Origin of the sequence: Bacillus sp. FSL R5-0659, assembly GCF_038008785.1 — a bacterium.
GTDB lineage: Bacteria > Bacillota > Bacilli > Bacillales > Bacillaceae > Bacillus > Bacillus safensis.
In genome coordinates this window covers 15617-34795 of sequence record NZ_JBBOZU010000001.1, presented here as the reverse complement: position 1 = coordinate 34795, position 19179 = coordinate 15617, and the positions used below count along the sequence as shown (strand labels likewise).

Sequence of the window (19179 nt, the reverse complement as noted above, 5' to 3'; positions counted from 1 at the left end):
AGAAAGAATCACTATGTGTGATGAACTTTGCATTGCATTCAATGTGAATGTATTACTTATTGTTATCTAGTTTTCAAAGAACACGTTGGTGGAGCCTAGCGGGATCGAACCGCTGACCTCCTGCGTGCAAGGCAGGCGCTCTCCCAGCTGAGCTAAGGCCCCGATTTAATAGAAGATGGTGGGCCTGAGTGGACTCGAACCACCGACCTCACGCTTATCAGGCGTGCGCTCTAACCAGCTGAGCTACAGGCCCATCTTTCATATCGAAGATATGATGTTGTAGGATCTTTTGCAAGTTCCTTCAAAACTAAACAAGACGAAAACATACGCTGCTCCATATATCCTTAGAAAGGAGGTGATCCAGCCGCACCTTCCGATACGGCTACCTTGTTACGACTTCACCCCAATCATCTGCCCCACCTTCGGCGGCTGGCTCCATAAAGGTTACCTCACCGACTTCGGGTGTTGCAAACTCTCGTGGTGTGACGGGCGGTGTGTACAAGGCCCGGGAACGTATTCACCGCGGCATGCTGATCCGCGATTACTAGCGATTCCAGCTTCACGCAGTCGAGTTGCAGACTGCGATCCGAACTGAGAACAGATTTATGGGATTGGCTAAACCTTGCGGTCTTGCAGCCCTTTGTTCTGTCCATTGTAGCACGTGTGTAGCCCAGGTCATAAGGGGCATGATGATTTGACGTCATCCCCACCTTCCTCCGGTTTGTCACCGGCAGTCACCTTAGAGTGCCCAACTGAATGCTGGCAACTAAGATCAAGGGTTGCGCTCGTTGCGGGACTTAACCCAACATCTCACGACACGAGCTGACGACAACCATGCACCACCTGTCACTCTGTCCCCGAAGGGAAAGCCCTATCTCTAGGGTTGTCAGAGGATGTCAAGACCTGGTAAGGTTCTTCGCGTTGCTTCGAATTAAACCACATGCTCCACCGCTTGTGCGGGCCCCCGTCAATTCCTTTGAGTTTCAGTCTTGCGACCGTACTCCCCAGGCGGAGTGCTTAATGCGTTAGCTGCAGCACTAAGGGGCGGAAACCCCCTAACACTTAGCACTCATCGTTTACGGCGTGGACTACCAGGGTATCTAATCCTGTTCGCTCCCCACGCTTTCGCTCCTCAGCGTCAGTTACAGACCAGAGAGTCGCCTTCGCCACTGGTGTTCCTCCACATCTCTACGCATTTCACCGCTACACGTGGAATTCCACTCTCCTCTTCTGCACTCAAGTTTCCCAGTTTCCAATGACCCTCCCCGGTTGAGCCGGGGGCTTTCACATCAGACTTAAGAAACCGCCTGCGAGCCCTTTACGCCCAATAATTCCGGACAACGCTTGCCACCTACGTATTACCGCGGCTGCTGGCACGTAGTTAGCCGTGGCTTTCTGGTTAGGTACCGTCAAGGTGCGAGCAGTTACTCTCGCACTTGTTCTTCCCTAACAACAGAGCTTTACGATCCGAAAACCTTCATCACTCACGCGGCGTTGCTCCGTCAGACTTTCGTCCATTGCGGAAGATTCCCTACTGCTGCCTCCCGTAGGAGTCTGGGCCGTGTCTCAGTCCCAGTGTGGCCGATCACCCTCTCAGGTCGGCTACGCATCGTCGCCTTGGTGAGCCATTACCCCACCAACTAGCTAATGCGCCGCGGGTCCATCTGTAAGTGACAGCCGAAACCGTCTTTCATCCTTGAACCATGCGGTTCAAGGAACTATCCGGTATTAGCTCCGGTTTCCCGGAGTTATCCCAGTCTTACAGGCAGGTTACCCACGTGTTACTCACCCGTCCGCCGCTAACATCCGGGAGCAAGCTCCCTTCTGTCCGCTCGACTTGCATGTATTAGGCACGCCGCCAGCGTTCGTCCTGAGCCAGGATCAAACTCTCCGAAAAAGTACAAAACCGAAGTTTTGTTTTTCGTCAGCGTTTGACTGACTACCTATGAAGTATCATAGGATTTTTTTATAAAAACTCGAATTAACAGGTACGTTTTGTCTTGTTTAGTTTTCAAAGAACTTGTTTACCGCTTCAGAAGCGACTAGAACATCTTATCACATCAAAGTTGTTAGTGTCAACAACTTTTTTGTTATTATGTTTTTTCGTTTCTTCGTCATCAGCGACGTGTACTAATTTACCATCCTACCGAATTAAAGTCAACAATATTTTTCATTAAATAATAAACTTTTCAATTACAATTAAAGCTGCTACGCCTGGAATACCCAATAAACCACTAATTCCACTCGTTACAGGATTAATAGAGACATGTAATTCTAGACTCTCGCCAAATAGGTTGAGGCAAAATAAAAAAAGAGCGCCTGCCACAAACTTCACTCCGATAAGCCCTAACCATTTGAATGGATTCGCCTGCACACCTGACATAAACAACAATAGCACAGCCAGCAAAATTGACCCAATCACAATAACAGGTTCCATAATCCTCTCATCCCCTCTTCATATGAATAGTACAAGCATATGAGAAGATTATGTACAATAGACCTGCTATTTCCAGTTGTTTAGACGTAAATTCCTCTTTTTCGCTTCTCTCAGATAGAAAAAGTACTTCGCTTGAGCAAGCTTTAATTCGAATAGAATGTCCGGTGAAGGCTCAACGCTATTTGCGACAAGCTTTTTTTGTCTGTTCCATTCTTCTTTTTGCTTAAAAAGCTGTTGAATTAATTTCTCATCGAATTCTTTTCGAATTGATTTTCTGCGAAGAAAACCCATGTACCGTACTTCTCCTTCCTACATCTCACGTCTGCCTTCTAGAGCCTTAGACAGTGTGACTTCATCCGCATACTCTAAATCTCCGCCTACTGGAAGTCCGTGAGCAATGCGAGAGAGTTTAATTCCTGATGGTTTTAACAATCTGGAGATATACATGGCTGTTGCTTCTCCTTCAATGTTTGGATTGGTTGCAAGGATCACCTCTGTCACTTGATCGTCTTGCAGTCTTTTTAATAGGTCAGGAATTTTAATATCCTCTGGACCAATTCCGTCCATTGGCGAAATGGCACCATGAAGCACATGATATAAGCCGTTGTATTCTTTCATTTTTTCCATTGCGATTACATCTTTTGGATCCTGCACTACACAGATAACAGATTGATCTCTTCTTGTATCTTCACAAATATAGCAAGGATCTTGGTCTGTAATATGACCGCATACCGAACAATAAGTTAAATTACGCTTTGCATTTACAAGCGCCTTCGCAAAATCTAGTACGACATCTTCCTGCATACTAAGAACAAAAAAAGCCAGACGGACCGCAGTTTTCGGTCCGATTCCTGGCAATTTCATAAAGCTGTCAATCAGCTTTGATATTGGTTCAGGATATTGCATCTTCAGTTATTCCTCCTAGAATAAACCTGGCATGTTCATTCCTTTTGTGAATTGACCCATCGTTTCATTCGTTAGCTCATCGACTTTTTTCAATGCATCGTTTGTCGCAGCAAGAACAAGGTCTTGAAGCATATCGATATCTTCTGGATCAACAACTTCTTCATTAATTGCTACATCAACGACTTCTTTTTGTCCATTTACTTTTACAGTGACCATACCGCCACCAGCTGTACCTTCAAGAACTTTTTCTGCAAGCTCTTCTTGAGCCTTTGCCATATCCTTTTGCATTTTTTGCATTTGTTTCATCATTTTTTGCATATTTCCCATTCCACCGCGCATATGAACACCACTCTCTTTCATTTTTATTAATCTTTAATTTCAATTAAATCGGTTCCTACTAATTTCTTTGCTTCCGCAATCAATGGATCCTCTTCAGTAGAAGTTCCCTGACCATCTGCTTGTTCATCTGGCTGATGATCTCTTAAAAATTCTTCTCTTATTTTACCCCATTGAGCGTCAGGAACGCCAACTAATTCCACTCTTTTTCCTAACATAGACTCTAGCAGTTGTTCAAGATTGGTTCGAACACCGCTTTTATCTTCAGCAACCATTTTACAATGTATTTCAAACTTGAATTTTAAAACAAAGGCATGCGAAGCAGCCGCAACTGGCTCACTGTCCGTTAATAACGCAGCGTGAGACACCTTATTCTGCTGTTTCAACTGGGCAAGGAGCTCTCCCCATTTGCCTTTAATTTTTTCTAACTCAGGCCGTTTCGCTTCTTTTAGAATCTCATGAATTCGGCCGACAGGAGCACGATAGCCATTTTTGTTACTCGTTTGTGGTCGAGGCGCTTCCTTTTTTTCTTGAGGGCTATGAGATGGAGACATTGGTACCCCTTCGGCTCTTAACCTTGAGAGTTCCTGTTCCAGCCTATTTATTTTATCTGTTAGCGCCGTTAAATCAGCGTCAGCATGACCTTGTGTCAATCCTGCTGTTGACTGACACAGCTTTACAACCGCTACCTCAAAGAAAATCCTAGGATGATTTGTCCATTTCATTTCTTGGTGGCTTTTATTCAGGACTTCAATTGTTTCATACAGAAACTGAGGTGTCACACGATCTGACAGTGCCACGAAACTTTCGTCGACCTTTACCTTTTCAAGGACACCCTCGAGATCTGGTGCCGTTTTATAAAGCAGCATATCTCTAAAGTAAAAAATCATATCCTCTATTAATTTAGCAGCATCTTTCCCCTGCTGAAGCAATTCATTTAATGTATCTAACGCTGTGGCAATATTTTGATCAAAAATTGCTTCAGCAAGCTGACTAATGAAATGCTGAGATACAGCACCTGTAATGAGCAGCGCATCATCAATTGTCAATTGATCACCACTAAATGAGATCGCTTGATCTAAGAGACTTAGTGCATCACGCATACCGCCATCAGCTGCACTAGCAATAATCTCGAGCGAGCCCTCCTGTACGTTTAGGCCTTCTGCATCTACAATTTTCTCCATTCTTCCAACAATATCTTTGGTCGTGATTCGTTTAAAATCAAATCGCTGACAACGAGATATGATGGTAAGAGGAATCTTATGAGGCTCTGTGGTAGCCAAAATAAAGATACAATGAGCAGGCGGTTCTTCTAGCGTTTTAAGGAGGGCATTAAATGCACCGATAGAGAGCATATGTACTTCATCTATAATATAAACCTTATATGTAACCGCCGAAGGAGCAAATTTCACTTTATCACGTATATCTCGGATTTCATCTACCCCGTTATTCGAGGCAGCATCTATTTCAATCACGTCTGAAATTGAACCATTTGTAATTCCTTTACAGGCATCACATTCATTACACGGCTCACTAACAGGTGACTTTTCACAGTTCACTGCCTTTGCAAAGATTTTGGCAGCACTTGTTTTACCTGTTCCTCTAGGACCTGAAAATAAGTAAGCATGAGAAAACTTTTTCTGCAAAAGGGCATTTTGCAACGTTTTTGTGATGTGTTCTTGTCCAACAACATCCTCAAAAACTTGAGGTCTGAACACTCGATATAAAGCTTGATAACTCACAAATACGCCCTCCTCCATTTATCATCCTTTTCATTATACATGATGCACCGATCAATTCAAAAGCACACCTTTATTTTCTAATATGCCAAAAAGATGATTTCAATTATAGAGTTTCTACTTTTCATGTTTTAAAAACGTATTTTCTAGCTTTGTGAAAAGACCTAAAACCTCAAACAGAACACCAGTTCTCGTTACGATTAGTGAAAAAAAAACAAATGGCGCCAAAAAGACTTTTTATCTATTTGTATAACTAAAGCAGTTGAGCTATCCTTTGAACAGCAACAAAAAACTCACCTAGATAAACTAGATGAGTTACATTTAATATTGATTTACCGTGCACCTTCTGTCGATTCGCTACCCCAAGCGTTACTTAAACAGTTAGCTCGGCCCAGGCAACCCTGCGGCACATGAGAGGTTTCACTTAATGCTGCTTCCTTCCGGACCTGACATGGTTCATGAATTCCCATTGCGCAGGACCCAGACGTCAACACCACTTATTTAAGGCAGACCTTGAAGTAAACGAACCTCGAGAAGGGATTCGGCCTCGCTAGAGCGGATTGCGAGTACAGGGCACCGCTACCTCCCCGCTTAGCACGGCAAAATGAATATTAAATTGTTAGTGACGCAGACATAAGTATACCTTCTTATAGCTCAAATTGCAAACGACATCCATTCATTTACTTTTGGCTTGTTTCTTTCGCTGACGGAGGTTTCGGAAGAACTGACTTAACAGCTCACCACACTCATTTTCAAGTACACCACCGATGACCTCAGACTGATGATTAAACCGTTCATCATCCAATAAATTCATTAAAGTACCTGCACATCCACCTTTTGGATCGTATGCACCAAAAACAACCTTTTTCACTCTAGAAAGAACAATAGCACCTGCACACATTGGGCATGGTTCAAGCGTAACGTAAAGAACAGCATCTTCTAAACGCCAGCTCCCTGTCGCTTTACATGCTTCATCAATAGCAAGTAATTCTGCATGTGCAATTGAACGCTGCTCACTTTCCCTTAAATTATGAGCCCGGCTCACGATTTGGTCATCAACAACTATGATGGCACCAATCGGCACTTCTCCTATTTGTTCTGCTTTTAAGGCTTCGGAAATGGCTTCTTGCATAAACTGTTCATCTTTCGTCATGGCACGGCTCTCTTTTCATGTTTTTTAAAAGGAAATTGAGGTTAACATATTATCACAATCTTTTAAAGGGGGTCTTAATTTGTCAAAGCACCAAAAGGCGCTGCTTATTATCGATATGATTAATAATTTTGATTTTGAAATGGGACATGTGCTTGCAGAAAAAACAGAGCAAATGACCAATAAAATTTTAGCTCTTAAAGAACATGCTTTCAAGGAAAATTGGCCAATCATTTATATCAACGATCACTACGGACTTTGGAAGGCTGATATCCAAGCTGTTCTGGAAACATGCAAAAACGAAAGAAGCGCTCCTATTTTAGAGAAAATGACACCATCTAAAGATAATTACTTCTTAATTAAACCTAAGCATTCTGCCTTCTACGGTACTGCACTAGAGACACTCTTAAATGAATTAGGTGTTGAGGACATTATTCTAACTGGAATTGCCGGGAACATATGCGTTTTGTTCACTGCAAATGACGCGTACATGCGAGAATACAATCTAATTGTACCTAAAGATTGTATCGCTTCAAACGACGACAGGGATAACGACTACGCTTTAACGATGATGGAGAACGTCCTTCTAGCAAAAATCACCACCGCTAAGGAAATCACGAATGAAAATCAAACATGATTTAGCCATAACCCTCATAAATTGTTAGCAATAACAAAGGGGGCGTTGACTATTCAAATTTATGTTGTCAAAAGAGGAGATACTTTAAACGATATTGCCATGCGTTTTAAAACGACAGTCAATGAAATCATCCGTACTAACGAAATCGAAACACCAAATCAACTCGTCATTGGACAAACAATTGTCATTCCAATTAGAGGTCAATTTTATGAGGTCAAACAAAATGACACACTATATCAAATTGGTAGACGGTTTCAAATCTCAGTGGAAGAGTTGGCACGTGTGAACAGAATTCGACCTGAAGCGATACTACCTATTCGCTTCTTGCTCTATATTCCACAAAGACCGAAAAGGAACATTAATTCCAATGCTTATATTGAACCACGTGGAAATCAAGTCAGTGAAAACTTAAAGCAGGCAGCCAGAGAGGCCTCCCCATACTTAACCCATTTAGACGTCTTTAGTTTTCAAGCACAAAGAGATGGGACGCTACGAGAATCACCTTTAGACCAACTACCCCAGATTGCCGCTCAGAACAGAACTGTATTAACCATGGTGGTGACGAATCTAGAGAATGAAAAATTCAGTGATGAACTTGGCCGTATTCTTTTAACTAATCAATCTGTCAAAACGGCATTTTTAAATGAAATTGTTCGTGTTGCCAAGAAGTATCAATTCAAGGAAATCCATTTTGATTTTGAATATTTACGCCCTGTTGATAAAGATGCTTATATTCAATTTTTAAGAGAGGCAACAGCTCGTTTCCATCAAGAAGGATGGACAATATCTGTTGCACTTGCACCAAAAACAAGTAGTCAGCAAAAGGGCAAATGGTATGAAGCCCATGACTATGAAGCGATCGGTAAGATCGTCGATCATGTTGTGTTGATGACCTATGAATGGGGATACAGCGGCGGCCCTGCACAAGCTGTCTCTCCAATTGGACCTGTCCGCCAAGTCATTGAATATGCACTAACTGTCATACCAGCCAATAAAATTGTAATGGGACAGAATTTATATGGCTATGATTGGACACTTCCTTTCGTCCAGGGCGGCCCGATCGCCAAAGCCGTCAGTCCTCAACAAGCAATTGCACTTGCTAGACAGCACAATGTCTCTATCCTATACGACGAAACAGCACAAGCACCTCATTTTCGTTATACAGATGCCAATAACAAAGAGCATGAAGTCTGGTTCGAAGACGCTAGGTCGATTCAAGCAAAATTCAACCTCATTAAAGAGCTAAATTTGAACGGAATCGCTTATTGGAAATTAGGTCTATCTTTCCCACAAAATTGGCTCTTATTATCAGATCAATTTAATATTGAAAAAAGAACGACATCGTAATCCATTCACTCTATCTATTAGAAGGGGTATGGTACAATATACATTGGTTTGACAACTTTAACTTTATAGATAGAGGAGAACGCCTATGTATCCTGCCCCTTTTATTGCAGTGGAAGGCCCAATTGGAGCCGGAAAAACAACTTTGGCTACAATGCTTGCAAAGGAATTTCAATTTCCTTTAGTAAAAGAGATTGTAGAAGAAAATCCATTCTTAGATAAATTTTATGAAGATATGGAACAATGGAGCTTTCAGCTTGAGATGTTCTTTTTATGCAATCGGTTCAAACAGTTAGAATTAATTGAAGAAAACTATGTGAATAAACAGCAGCCGGTTGTCACTGATTATCATGTCTATAAAAATATGATATTTGCAGAAAGAACATTATCAAAAAAGCACATGGATAAATACAGAAAGATCTATCACCTGCTAACAGATGATCTTCCTAAACCAAATGCCATGATCTATATAAAAGCCAGCCTTCCAACCTTACTTGAAAGAATACAGATGAGAGGACGCTCTTTTGAAGAAGACATTGACCCAGCTTATTTAAAAACACTCATTGAAGATTATGAGCTGGCCATTGAACATTTAAAACAGACTGAGCCAGGGCTTCCTATCATTACAATTGAAGGAGATCATACAGACTTCGTTTCCTCACAGCAAGATTACCAGCAAATTGTACAGAACATAAAGGAGCAAGTGCTATGAACAAGATCGAAATACCAAAGGACGCAGTCATCACAATTGCCGGGACTGTTGGTGTCGGCAAATCCACTATGACCAAAACAATAGCAGACAAGCTAGGGTTTCAAACGTCTCTTGAAAAAGTAGATGATAACCCATATTTAGAGCCTTTTTATTCAGATTTCCAAAGATGGAGCTTCCACTTACAGGTCTATTTCCTGGCTGAGCGTTTTAAGGAGCAAAAGCGGATTTTTGAATCTGGCGGAGGATATGTACAAGATCGTTCCATTTATGAGGACACTGGCATTTTTGCAAAAATGCATGCGGACAAAGGTACGATGTCTGAGGTCGATTATGAAACATATACAAGCCTATTTGAGGCGATGGTGATGACACCTTACTTCCCTCACCCTGATGTCCTCATCTATCTGCACGGAGATTTAGATCATATTTTACATCGTATTGAAGAACGCGGCAGAGAAATGGAAACTCAAACTGACCGGGCTTATTGGGAAGAAATGTACACTCGATACACAGAGTGGATCGAACAATTTGATTTATGCCCAGTGATTAAAATTAATATTGAAGATTACGACCTACTTCATGATGAAAGTTCACTTGATCCCATTCTTCATGAAATAGCTTCTGTTATTCAAAAAAATCGCTCTAAAACAAAATAAAAAAAAACCGCTGCATTCGCGAAATGCAGCGGTTTGACAATTTCCAATTTTTATGCTTGCGTTTAATTCAACTAAGGTAAAAAATCAATATGGCGGAGGAAGAGGGATTCGAACCCCCGCGGGCTTTGACACCCCTGTCGGTTTTCAAGACCGATCCCTTCAGCCGGACTTGGGTATTCCTCCGTATCGACAAGAATTAATATACCATATCATTTTATTTGAAGTCAACATCTTTTCGAAAAAAATTTCAATTTGTGATTTCGGCATGATATTTGCCTATAAAAAAGCAGCCATTGATGGCTGCTCCAGATTGTTGACAAAGGGCTAAAATGATTTTGATTTTAGCCCTTTGTCTTCTTTTCAGCGTGATAGAAAACCTTTGCAGTCTAGGAAGGGCGAGCACCGGAGCGGAGCGAATTTGACATTCGTGAGCACCGAAGCGCAGACCTGACACCGAATGCGAGGGTTTGTCTACACGCTGAAGCAGCCATTGATGGCTGCTCTTGATCTATTTCGTATCCTGTCTCATTTCTTCAATAAACTGATTCATCTCTACTTTAAACTCATTTAATGATTCGATAATCTTCGTAAAGTCTGTCACTTGTTCGGCTTGTTCATTTGTTGAGCTGCTGATTTGTGAGATGTTTTCAGACAAAGTGCCAATGCTGTCTTGGATTTCTTTTAAAAATGTATTAATGGTTTCAGCCGCTTCCTTCGAGCCATCTGATAATTTACGCACTTCATCAGCCACGACAGCGAACCCTTTTCCATTCTCACCTGCTCTTGCGGCTTCAATTGCAGCATTTAAACCTAGCAGATTTGTTTGTCTAGCAATCCCGCCAATGGTTTTGACGACTTCTTCAATATTCGCAGATTTCTCTTCTGCTCTTCCTGCCTGTTCGCTTATTTCTAAACTTGTAGCAGCCAGCTCTTGTGAATGTGCAGCAATTTGCTCTATTCCACCTTGGAGTTCTTTCGCTACTTTATTGATTTGCTCCATATAACCGCTTAATTTTTTTTCACGATGATATGTAAATGCCACTAAAAAAGAGCCAATTACTTTTCTATCTTCATCAAAAATCGGGTAACCTTTTACAGCAACTTCATAACCATATAGTGATTCTGGTAAGTAACCGTCATATTCTTGTCCTCTTAATGTCGTCGCCACATTTTGGTCTTCTGGGTTCAATGGGTCCCCAACTTTCATACCAAAATCTATTGTGTTAGACGGGTAATAACAAAGTACCTTCTCTGTATCCGTGATACCGAAAAGAATACTTTCATCTAGTACCTTTCTAAGTAATTGAGCCATTTCAACATAATAGTCAAGCCTATTCAAGATTATTCCTTCTTTCCTAGAAGCTTTTACTCTTTTTATCGGCTAAATTCAGGAAAACTGTAGGACTTTTGGTAAAAAGAATAAGATGCCTTGGCGGCATCTTATTTCATCACTTCTTTATTTCCCATGTAAGGACGCAGCACTTCAGGAATGATTACTGTTCCATCCTCTTGTTGATAGTTTTCTAAAATAGCCGCTACGGTTCTTCCTACCGCTAATCCAGATCCATTTAATGTGTGGACATGTTCTGGCTTCGCTTTAGGCTCCGGACGGAAACGAATGTTTGCACGTCTTGCTTGGAATGCTTCGAAGTTACTGCAAGAAGAAATTTCACGGTACGTATTCTGGCTCGGAATCCATACTTCGATATCGTATTTCTTTGCAGCTGTGAAGCCTAAATCTCCCGTACACATGCTCATGACACGGTATGGCAGGTTCAATAGCTGAAGCACTTTTTCTGCTTGATTTGTTAATTTCTCTAATTCTTCATAAGAATCTTCTGGTCTAACAAATTTCACGAGCTCTACTTTGTTAAATTGATGCTGACGGATAAGTCCACGTGTATCTCTGCCGGCAGATCCAGCTTCTGATCTGAAGCAAGCACTGAATGCTGCATAGTTGATTGGCAGTTGTTCACCATCGAGAATTTCGTCACGATGCATGTTGGTAATCGGCACTTCGGCTGTTGGAATGAGGAAGTAATCTTCTTCGCGAATTTTAAAGGCATCCTCTTCGAATTTTGGAAGCTGACCAGTTCCTGTCATGCTCGCTCTGTTGACCATATAAGGTGGAAGCACTTCAGTAAAACCAAACTCATCCACATGTAAATCAAGCATAAAATTATACAATGCGCGCTCTAAGCGTGCGCCAAGCCCTTTATAAAAAACGAAACGGCTTCCTGTCACTTTTCCTGCACGTTCAAAATCAAGGATATTTAGCTCATCAGCTACGTCCCAATGTGGTTTTGGTTCAAATGAGAAGGCTGGCTGTTCGCCCCATTTTCTCACTTCCACGTTGTCGTCTTCTGTTTCACCAACTGGTACAGAGTCATGAGGGATATTTGGAATTGAGAACAATATGTGCTGCAGGCTTTCTTCTACTGTTCTTAGCTCGTCATCCAGCTTCTTGATCTCATCTCCTACCTCTCGCATTTCTTGAATAATGTGATCGGCATCTTTCTTTTCTCTTTTTAGAACGGCTACTTGTTGTGATACTTCATTTCTTCGGCTCTTTAATTCTTCTGTTTTCCCGATTAATTCTCTTCTTTTTTGATCTAGCTCACCAAACTTATCAAAATCCGCTAAATCTTCGCCTCGGTGTGCTAATTTTTCTTTGATTTGATCAAAGTCCGTGCGCAGTTGTTTAATATCCAGCATGTATAACACTCCTTTTTTTATCGAAAAATAAAAAGAGCCCTCATCCCATGAAAGGGACGAGAGCTCTCGCGTTGCCACCCTGATTGAAAACATGCAGAAGCATGCTTCCCTCTTTCCTCTGTAACGGTATCACCGTAAATGCTTACTTCTCTTGTTTCAGCATTTCGCTCAAGGATGGATTCAGAATGCATCTTTCACCGATTCTCACCAACCATCGGCTCTCTGAGAAAGAGGGGCTTCTTACTATTTCCCGTCAACGCTTTTTCGATCTTTGATTGTGTTTTTAATGTACTATAAGTTTTATCTCTTTTCAACCGTTTTATACAGCAAGCTTCGTTTTGTAGGACTTCACCATATCAACAAACAGCTGCGTTAACCGGTGATCGTCTGTCAGCTCTGGATGAAAAGAGCAGCCTAGGAGATTGTTTTCTTTCGCCATCACAATCCTGCCATCATATTCGGCCATGATTTCTACGCTATCATCTGCGCTGATGATATGAGGCGCACGGATGAACACCCCTGTAAACGGCGCATCCAGTCCTTTTACTTCTAAATCTGCTTCAAAGCTGTCTACCTGTCTGCCAAAAGAGTTCCGTGCGACAGATACATTTAACAATCCAAGATGAGCATCTTCTCGATCTTCGACATGCTTTGCCAGCATAATCAACCCGGCACATGTACCGAAAATCGGTTTCCCTTGAGCAGCGAACGCTTTGATCGGATCAATGAATTGGTACGTATCCATGAGTCTTCTCATCGTCGTACTTTCTCCACCAGGGATAATCAAACCGTCAACGGATTCTAGCTCTTCTACTCGTTTGATGATCTTTCCTTCTGCTCCGCAGGCTTCAATTGATTGAATATGCTCTCTCACCGCTCCTTGAAGCCCTAGTACACCAATTGTCAGCATGTTCGTTTGCGCTCCCTTAATTACCAGCCACGCTCTTGCATACGTTCTTCTGGCAGTAGATTTGAAATTTCAATTCCTTTCATAGCTGTTCCAAGCTCTTTTGAAAGTTCTGCAATGAGACGGTAATCAGTGTAATGAGTTGTTGCTTCAACAATCGCTTTGGCGAATTTAGCTGGATTGTCTGATTTGAAGATACCAGATCCGACAAATACACCATCTGCTCCAAGCTGCATCATTAATGCTGCATCTGCTGGTGTTGCAACGCCTCCAGCTGCAAAGTTCACAACTGGCAGCTTGCCATCTCTTTTGATTTGCAGCAATAATTCATAAGGCGCGCCAAGGTTTTTGGCTTCTGTCATCAGTTCATCTTCACTCATGGCTGATACTTTACGAATCTGAGCATTGACCTTTCTCATATGACGAACAGCTTCTACAATGTTGCCTGTCCCTGGCTCTCCTTTTGTACGAAGCATAGAAGCGCCTTCTGCGATACGGCGGGTTGCCTCACCTAAGTCGCGGCATCCACAGACAAAAGGTACTGTGTATTCATTTTTATTTAAATGGAATTCTTCATCTGCGGGCGTCAGCACTTCACTCTCATCGATATAATCAACACCAAGTGCTTCAAGAACACGAGCCTCGACGATGTGGCCGATACGTGCTTTTGCCATGACTGGAATCGTTACGGCATTTTGTACTTCCTCTACGATTCTTGGGTCTGCCATACGGGCAACACCGCCTGCTGCACGGATATCAGCTGGTACTCGTTCTAGTGCCATGACTGCCACCGCACCTGCTTCTTCTGCAATTTTTGCCTGCTCCGCATTGACGACATCCATAATGACGCCACCCTTTTGCATTTCTGCCATTCCACGTTTCACTCGTTCAGTTCCCTTATTGCTCACAATAGTTTCCTCCCATTTGTCTATTCGATTCATTCAACATCTTTATCATACAAGCGAGAAAGTATAACAATAAAGAGAATAGTATAACAATTCAAACAGCCGATAAAAAAGAATAAACCCTTGTATATAAAGGGTTTCTAGCTAAAAACATGTCATTTTCTCTTTCAAGTGTGATTTACATGCTATAATGCAACTATAACAATTAAAATTCATGTATAACAATGTTGCATTATATGGAGGGGTTTCATGCATATTGATATCCATCGACACTCTGATACATCTCTTTCAAATCAAATTTACTTTTCAATCATTGACCACATTCAATCAGGTTTGCTTCAGCAAGGAGAAAAGCTGCCAACTGTCCGTGATTTAGCTAAGCAGCTCAATGTGAGTCTTGTCACGGCAGCAAAGGCATACACCCGATTAAAGGATGACGGATATTTAAAGACGGTGCAAGGTAAAGGAACTTTTGTGGATGAGCAGCAAGAGCAGGCAGAGATTCCGGTTCCATCATCTACTTCTTTCGATTGGCAGTTGTCGATTCCAGATTATTTACCACGGTCTCAATTCGCTCAGTATCACTATGTCGAAGAAGCCATTAACCTTTCTTCCTCTATGATCGATCCAGGGCTTTTGCCCAACCGGTATTTAGAAAAAGAGATGCAGCATGTACTAGCCAGGCATCCCCAAATCATGTCGAAGTATGGTGAGATACAAGGTGACCTTCAGCTGCGACAAGTCATTCAATCATTTTTAGAAAAGTTGGATGTGCCGTCTACACCTGAAAATATCCTAGTAACAAGTGGTTCTCAGCAAGGGCTTGATTTGGTGGCACGTACGTTTATTGGGCCGGATGATGTGGTGGTCATGGAAGCACCGACATACCCCGGAGCCATTGATGTCTTTATGGGCAGAGGAGCAAGAATCATTACTGTCCCTGTCGATCATGAAGGGATGAACATGAAACAGCTTCAAAGCATTTGTGATAAATATAAACCGAAACTCATCTATACGATTCCTACTTTCCACAGTCCAACAGGGGCCAGTATGTCGATGAAGCGTAGAAAACAGCTTCTCTTACTGGCTCAAAGCATTGATTGTCTCATTGTAGAAGATGACCCTTATCGTGAGCTTTATTTTGAAAAGAAGCCGCCAGCACCTATTAAAAGCTTGGATCATGATGGACACGTCATTTATTTACGAGGATTAAGTAAAACACTGGCGCCAGGATGCAGAATCGGGATTATCACAGCCTCAGGCTCGATATTTAACCGTTTATTAGCTGCAAAGGCCAATAATGACTTAGGCAGCCCTCTCCTCACACAAAAGGCCATATTGCCGTTTCTGACATCGAAGAAAATGATTGATCATACGAAGAAGCTAAGAACCGCCTTGAAAGTGAGACGCGATTTGATGATGGATGTGTTAACGAAACACGCACCGAAAGATGTAACGTGGCAAATTCCACAGGGCGGGCTCAATTTATGGCTTAGCTTTCCTTCCTGGGTCGATACACGAGCACTGTTGCATGAGGCACGTAAGCAGCAAATCACCTTTCTGCCTGGCTCTGTCTGCTACCCTGGTGAGCCGAAGCAGAATTATATCCGCCTCAGCTTTTCCTATGTGAATGAAAAAGCACTGACCGAAGGCGTGGAAAAGTTATGTGATATTTTTCAGCAAGCTTTATCCACTCCTCAAAATCAGAAGCAATCGCTCTTCTTTTAACGATAAAAAAACTGCTCTCATGTATAGAGAGCAGTTTTTTTTATTAGAACCAACCTTTTACTGTGTCAACGATTCCGCCCCAAATGCCAGCGAAGAATCCACCTACACCGCGCATTGCTAGGATGAACCAGTTTGCTTTTTCATCGCCTGTTTTCGTCACAAGCTCAACACCAGATTGGTCTTTATTTAAATAGCCGTAGTCCTTCTCATCACCAGAATAAGAAGTCGTCAGCATGCCAACCTTCGTTCCTTTTTTAATAGGAGCTTCTAGGTTCTTTTTCTCGATATTTACTTTTGCTTTATAGCTCTTTTCGTCACCATTTTTTACTGGCACAGAAAATGCTTCTTTCGTCACAACAGGTACTTCTTTATCTTTGCCTTTATCAACTGCGATGTTTTCATGTCCTTTGATTTGTTGACCTTTTTTGTACATTTCTTTCATCGTGAAGTTTTTAAACGCATAGTCGAACAGTTTTTTCGCCACGTCGAAACGTGCTGTATGAAGATTACCTTTTGCATTTAGGATGACGGCAATGACGCGCATGTCACCTTGTTTTGCCGTACCTGTGAAGCTAGAACCGGCTGAATCTGTTGATCCTGTTTTCAGACCGTCTACACCTTTATATTCCTTCACAAGTCCTTTAAGCATGAAGTTCCAGTTAGGCATGTCCATTTCATCGTCAGTGCCTTCTCTGAACTTCGTTTTCGCAATACTTGCTGTTTCAAGAATTTCTGGATGGTCTTTGATGAGATGCTGTGCAAGCAATGCCATATCTTTTGCCGATACTTCACTTTCTTCATCAGGACCTGTACCTTTTGGCTGTTGGCCATGTAAGTCTTTATTTTCCAGACCGGTTGCATTCACGAATTTGTAGTTTGTTAAACCAAGTTCTTTTGCTTTTGCGTTCATTTTTTCAACAAACTTCGATTCTGATCCAGCGATCACTTCTGCTAAACCAATCGCTGCTGCATTTGCCGAATAAATAGCCGTTGCTTGATAAAGTTCTTTTACTGTATACGATCCATCTTTTCTCAAAGGAACGTTAGATAAACTACGGTCCTGAGAAATTTCGTATACATAATCATCTGGCGTATACTTTTGATCCCATTTCACTTTACCTTCAGCAATCGCCTCTAGTAATAGATACTCGGTCATCATTTTTGCCATACTTGCAATAGGCAGTCTTTGATCTGCGTTTTTACTATAAAGAATTTTACCTGTAGAAGCTTCAATAAGGATCGCTGCTTTCGCATTCACACTGAATGGATCTTCAGCAGCCTTTGCTTTGGACATTGGTGTAAATGCTGTAACAATCAATGCCAATGCAAGGATAGAGACCATAAGCTGTTTCAACATCTTGCTGTTCAATCGTCATACCTCCGTATTCATCTTTTTTCGACGTTTTTCATATATATGTAATCCACAAGGGCTTATTTCAACACAACAGTATAAATTTTATCACAATAAAGACAAAAAAAATAGACAGAGTCATAGACCCTGTCAAATGTAATTTGATTGTCACAATTTATCAAGAAATTGTGTAGTTTGGTGATTCTTTTGTAATTTGTACATCATGTGGATGACTCTCACGAAGTCCTGCACCCGTCATACGAATGAACTGTGCTTCTTCTCTAAGAGTACGTAAATCCTGTGTTCCACAATAGCCCATACCAGAACGAATACCGCCAACTAGTTGATACACTGTGTCAACGACTGGCCCTTTGTATGGTGTACGGCCTTCAATTCCTTCAGGAACGAACTTTTTATTATCTTCTTGGAAGTAACGATCTTTACTTCCTTTTTCCATTGCAGCAACAGAACCCATACCACGATAAACTTTGAAGCGTCTACCTTGGAAAATTTCTGTTTCTCCTGGGCTTTCGGATGTACCAGCTAGAAGGCTTCCCAGCATAACAGCATGTCCGCCAGATGCTAGTGCTTTCACGATATCACCTGAATATTTAATTCCACCATCTGCAATAATAGCTTTACCATGTTTTCTTGCTTCTGTTGCACAGTCATAGATCGCTGTGATTTGTGGTACACCAACACCTGCAACAACACGTGTTGTACAAATAGATCCTGGTCCGATACCGACTTTCACAATATCTGCTCCTGCTTCAAACAATGCTTTTGTTGCTTCAGCTGTTGCAACATTACCAGCAATGATGTTAAGAGAAGGATACGTTTCGCGGATTTTCGATACAGTGTTTAGAACACCTTGAGAATGACCGTGTGCTGTATCAATGACAATAACATCCACATTGGCTTCGACTAATTTTTTCACACGTGTCATTGTATCGCCAGTGACACCAACAGCGGCACCAACAATTAAACGGCCATGTGCATCTTTAGAGGAGTTAGGGAATTCAATCACTTTTTCAATATCTTTGATTGTGATAAGACCTTTTAACGTTCCTTCGTCATCTAAGAGAGGTAATTTTTCAATCTTGTATTGCTGTAAGATTTTTTCAGCTTCTTCTAACGTTGTACCAACAGAAGCTGTCACAAGTTCCTCTTTTGTCATCACGTCGCTAATCTTCATTGAATAATCCGAAATAAAACGAAGGTCACGGTTCGTAATAATACCAACAAGCTTTTGGTCTTGTTCGTTGTTGACAATCGGCACACCTGAAATACGGTATTTACCCATTAAATGCTCTGCATCAAATACTTGATGCTCTGGTGTTAAAAAGAATGGATTTGTAATAACGCCGCGCTCTGAACGTTTTACTTTATCCACCTGTTCTGCTTGCTGTTCAATGGACATGTTCTTATGAATAATACCAAGACCACCTTGACGTGCCATTGCAATCGCCATTTGTGATTCCGTCACTGTATCCATTCCAGCACTGATAATTGGAATGTTTAGCTTTAATGTACTTGTTAGCTCCACTGATAAATCGACATCACGCGGAAGTACTTCAGACTTTGCTGGAACAAGCAAAACATCGTCAAACGTCAAACCTTCTTTTGAAAATTTACTTTCCCACATTAGTAAATCCC

16 protein-coding genes, 3 tRNA genes, 1 rRNA gene, 1 other RNA gene, 1 pseudogene and 1 other annotated feature are annotated in these 19179 nt (G+C 41.7%); of the genes and pseudogenes, 5 read left to right on the top strand and 17 right to left on the bottom strand.

Translation table 11 applies throughout. The features are described 5' to 3' along the window. Positions 1 to 86: 86 nt before the first annotated feature. The 10 genes from NSQ72_RS00175 to tadA all read right to left on the bottom strand — a co-directional run bounded on the left by NSQ72_RS00175 (position 87) and on the right by tadA (position 6571). Positions 87 to 162 (bottom strand) — tRNA-Ala (locus NSQ72_RS00175). 14 nt (positions 163 to 176) lie between these two features. Continuing rightward, positions 177 to 253, bottom strand: a tRNA-Ile gene (locus NSQ72_RS00170). Between the two features lie 95 nt (positions 254 to 348). Then, positions 349 to 1897: ribosomal RNA gene (locus tag NSQ72_RS00165) — 16S ribosomal RNA — on the bottom strand. Positions 1898 to 2173: 276 nt separating this feature from the next. Continuing rightward, positions 2174 to 2437: a pro-sigmaK processing inhibitor BofA family protein gene (locus tag NSQ72_RS00160; protein WP_058838233.1), complete on the bottom strand. Its 264-nt coding sequence runs from the start codon at positions 2435 to 2437 to the stop codon at positions 2174 to 2176. 66 nt (positions 2438 to 2503) lie between these two features. Beyond that, a complete protein-coding gene (locus NSQ72_RS00155) occupies positions 2504 to 2728 on the bottom strand; it encodes a YaaL family protein (protein ID WP_024425764.1) in 225 nt (74 codons plus the stop codon). A gap of 18 nt (positions 2729 to 2746) precedes the next feature. Beyond that, entirely contained in the window at positions 2747 to 3343 is a 597-nt protein-coding gene (recR, locus tag NSQ72_RS00150) for a recombination protein RecR (protein WP_003218094.1), read from the bottom strand. A gap of 15 nt (positions 3344 to 3358) precedes the next feature. Next, positions 3359 to 3682: a YbaB/EbfC family nucleoid-associated protein gene (locus NSQ72_RS00145; protein ID WP_008342011.1), complete on the bottom strand. Its 324-nt coding sequence runs from the start codon at positions 3680 to 3682 to the stop codon at positions 3359 to 3361. Between the two features lie 26 nt (positions 3683 to 3708). Then, positions 3709 to 5421 (bottom strand): DNA polymerase III subunit gamma/tau, encoded by a 1713-nt coding sequence (gene dnaX, locus NSQ72_RS00140; protein WP_039175861.1) that lies wholly within the window; start codon positions 5419 to 5421, stop codon positions 3709 to 3711. A 332-nt stretch (positions 5422 to 5753) separates the two neighbouring features. Further along, positions 5754 to 6018: signal recognition particle sRNA large type (gene ffs / locus NSQ72_RS00135), an RNA gene on the bottom strand. A gap of 76 nt (positions 6019 to 6094) precedes the next feature. Continuing rightward, positions 6095 to 6571 (bottom strand): tRNA adenosine(34) deaminase TadA, encoded by a 477-nt coding sequence (gene tadA / locus NSQ72_RS00130; protein WP_034284264.1) that lies wholly within the window; start codon positions 6569 to 6571, stop codon positions 6095 to 6097. Positions 6572 to 6650: 79 nt separating this feature from the next. Here tadA and NSQ72_RS00125 point away from each other — a divergent pair, with 79 nt between their 5' ends. From NSQ72_RS00125 to NSQ72_RS00110, 4 genes are all read left to right on the top strand, one after another. Further along, positions 6651 to 7205 carry an isochorismatase family cysteine hydrolase gene (locus NSQ72_RS00125; protein ID WP_039175857.1) on the top strand — a complete coding sequence of 185 codons (555 nt, stop codon included), beginning with the start codon at positions 6651 to 6653 and terminating at the stop codon, positions 7203 to 7205. A 99-nt stretch (positions 7206 to 7304) separates the two neighbouring features. Beyond that, positions 7305 to 8552 carry a glycoside hydrolase family 18 protein gene (locus tag NSQ72_RS00120; protein WP_239690744.1) on the top strand — a complete coding sequence of 416 codons (1248 nt, stop codon included), beginning with the start codon at positions 7305 to 7307 and terminating at the stop codon, positions 8550 to 8552. An 85-nt stretch (positions 8553 to 8637) separates the two neighbouring features. After that, positions 8638 to 9261 carry a deoxynucleoside kinase gene (locus NSQ72_RS00115; RefSeq protein ID WP_039175853.1) on the top strand — a complete coding sequence of 208 codons (624 nt, stop codon included), beginning with the start codon at positions 8638 to 8640 and terminating at the stop codon, positions 9259 to 9261. After that, positions 9258 to 9917: a deoxynucleoside kinase gene (locus tag NSQ72_RS00110; RefSeq protein WP_039175851.1), complete on the top strand. Its 660-nt coding sequence runs from the start codon at positions 9258 to 9260 to the stop codon at positions 9915 to 9917. Before NSQ72_RS00115 ends, NSQ72_RS00110 begins: the two co-directional genes overlap by 4 nt. 90 nt (positions 9918 to 10007) lie before the next feature. On the opposite strand, the gene NSQ72_RS00105 is transcribed toward NSQ72_RS00110, so the two are convergent. The 5 genes and pseudogenes from NSQ72_RS00105 to pdxS all read right to left on the bottom strand — a co-directional run bounded on the left by NSQ72_RS00105 (position 10008) and on the right by pdxS (position 14447). Beyond that, positions 10008 to 10100 (bottom strand) — tRNA-Ser (locus NSQ72_RS00105). Between the two features lie 325 nt (positions 10101 to 10425). Then, positions 10426 to 10761 (bottom strand): annotated as a pseudogene (locus tag NSQ72_RS19310) (methyl-accepting chemotaxis protein); the annotation flags it as partial. Positions 10762 to 11357: 596 nt separating this feature from the next. After that, positions 11358 to 12632, bottom strand: a complete 1275-nt coding sequence (serS, locus tag NSQ72_RS00095; protein WP_039175845.1) for a serine--tRNA ligase — start codon at positions 12630 to 12632, stop codon at positions 11358 to 11360. A gap of 49 nt (positions 12633 to 12681) precedes the next feature. After that, positions 12682 to 12898 (bottom strand) — a binding site (T-box leader). Between the two features lie 53 nt (positions 12899 to 12951). After that, positions 12952 to 13542: a pyridoxal 5'-phosphate synthase glutaminase subunit PdxT gene (pdxT, locus tag NSQ72_RS00090; protein WP_144468218.1), complete on the bottom strand. Its 591-nt coding sequence runs from the start codon at positions 13540 to 13542 to the stop codon at positions 12952 to 12954. A gap of 20 nt (positions 13543 to 13562) precedes the next feature. Further along, the gene (gene pdxS, locus NSQ72_RS00085; RefSeq protein WP_039175840.1) at positions 13563 to 14447 is read right to left on the bottom strand and encodes a pyridoxal 5'-phosphate synthase lyase subunit PdxS; all 885 of its coding nucleotides are present in this window, start codon (positions 14445 to 14447) and stop codon (positions 13563 to 13565) included. A 246-nt stretch (positions 14448 to 14693) separates the two neighbouring features. On the opposite strand from pdxS, the gene pdxR reads away from it, so the two are divergent. Continuing rightward, positions 14694 to 16172: a MocR-like pyridoxine biosynthesis transcription factor PdxR gene (pdxR, locus tag NSQ72_RS00080; RefSeq protein ID WP_039175838.1), complete on the top strand. Its 1479-nt coding sequence runs from the start codon at positions 14694 to 14696 to the stop codon at positions 16170 to 16172. Positions 16173 to 16215: 43 nt separating this feature from the next. Here the strand turns inward: pdxR and NSQ72_RS00075 are convergent, their stop codons facing one another. Together NSQ72_RS00075 and guaB are read right to left on the bottom strand one after the other, a co-directional pair. After that, on the bottom strand, positions 16216 to 17541 hold the full coding sequence (locus tag NSQ72_RS00075; protein ID WP_039175836.1) for a D-alanyl-D-alanine carboxypeptidase family protein: 1326 nt from the start codon (positions 17539 to 17541) through the stop codon (positions 16216 to 16218). Positions 17542 to 17701: 160 nt separating this feature from the next. Continuing rightward, entirely contained in the window at positions 17702 to 19168 is a 1467-nt protein-coding gene (gene guaB, locus NSQ72_RS00070) for an IMP dehydrogenase (protein ID WP_024426749.1), read from the bottom strand. Positions 19169 to 19179 lie beyond the last annotated feature (11 nt).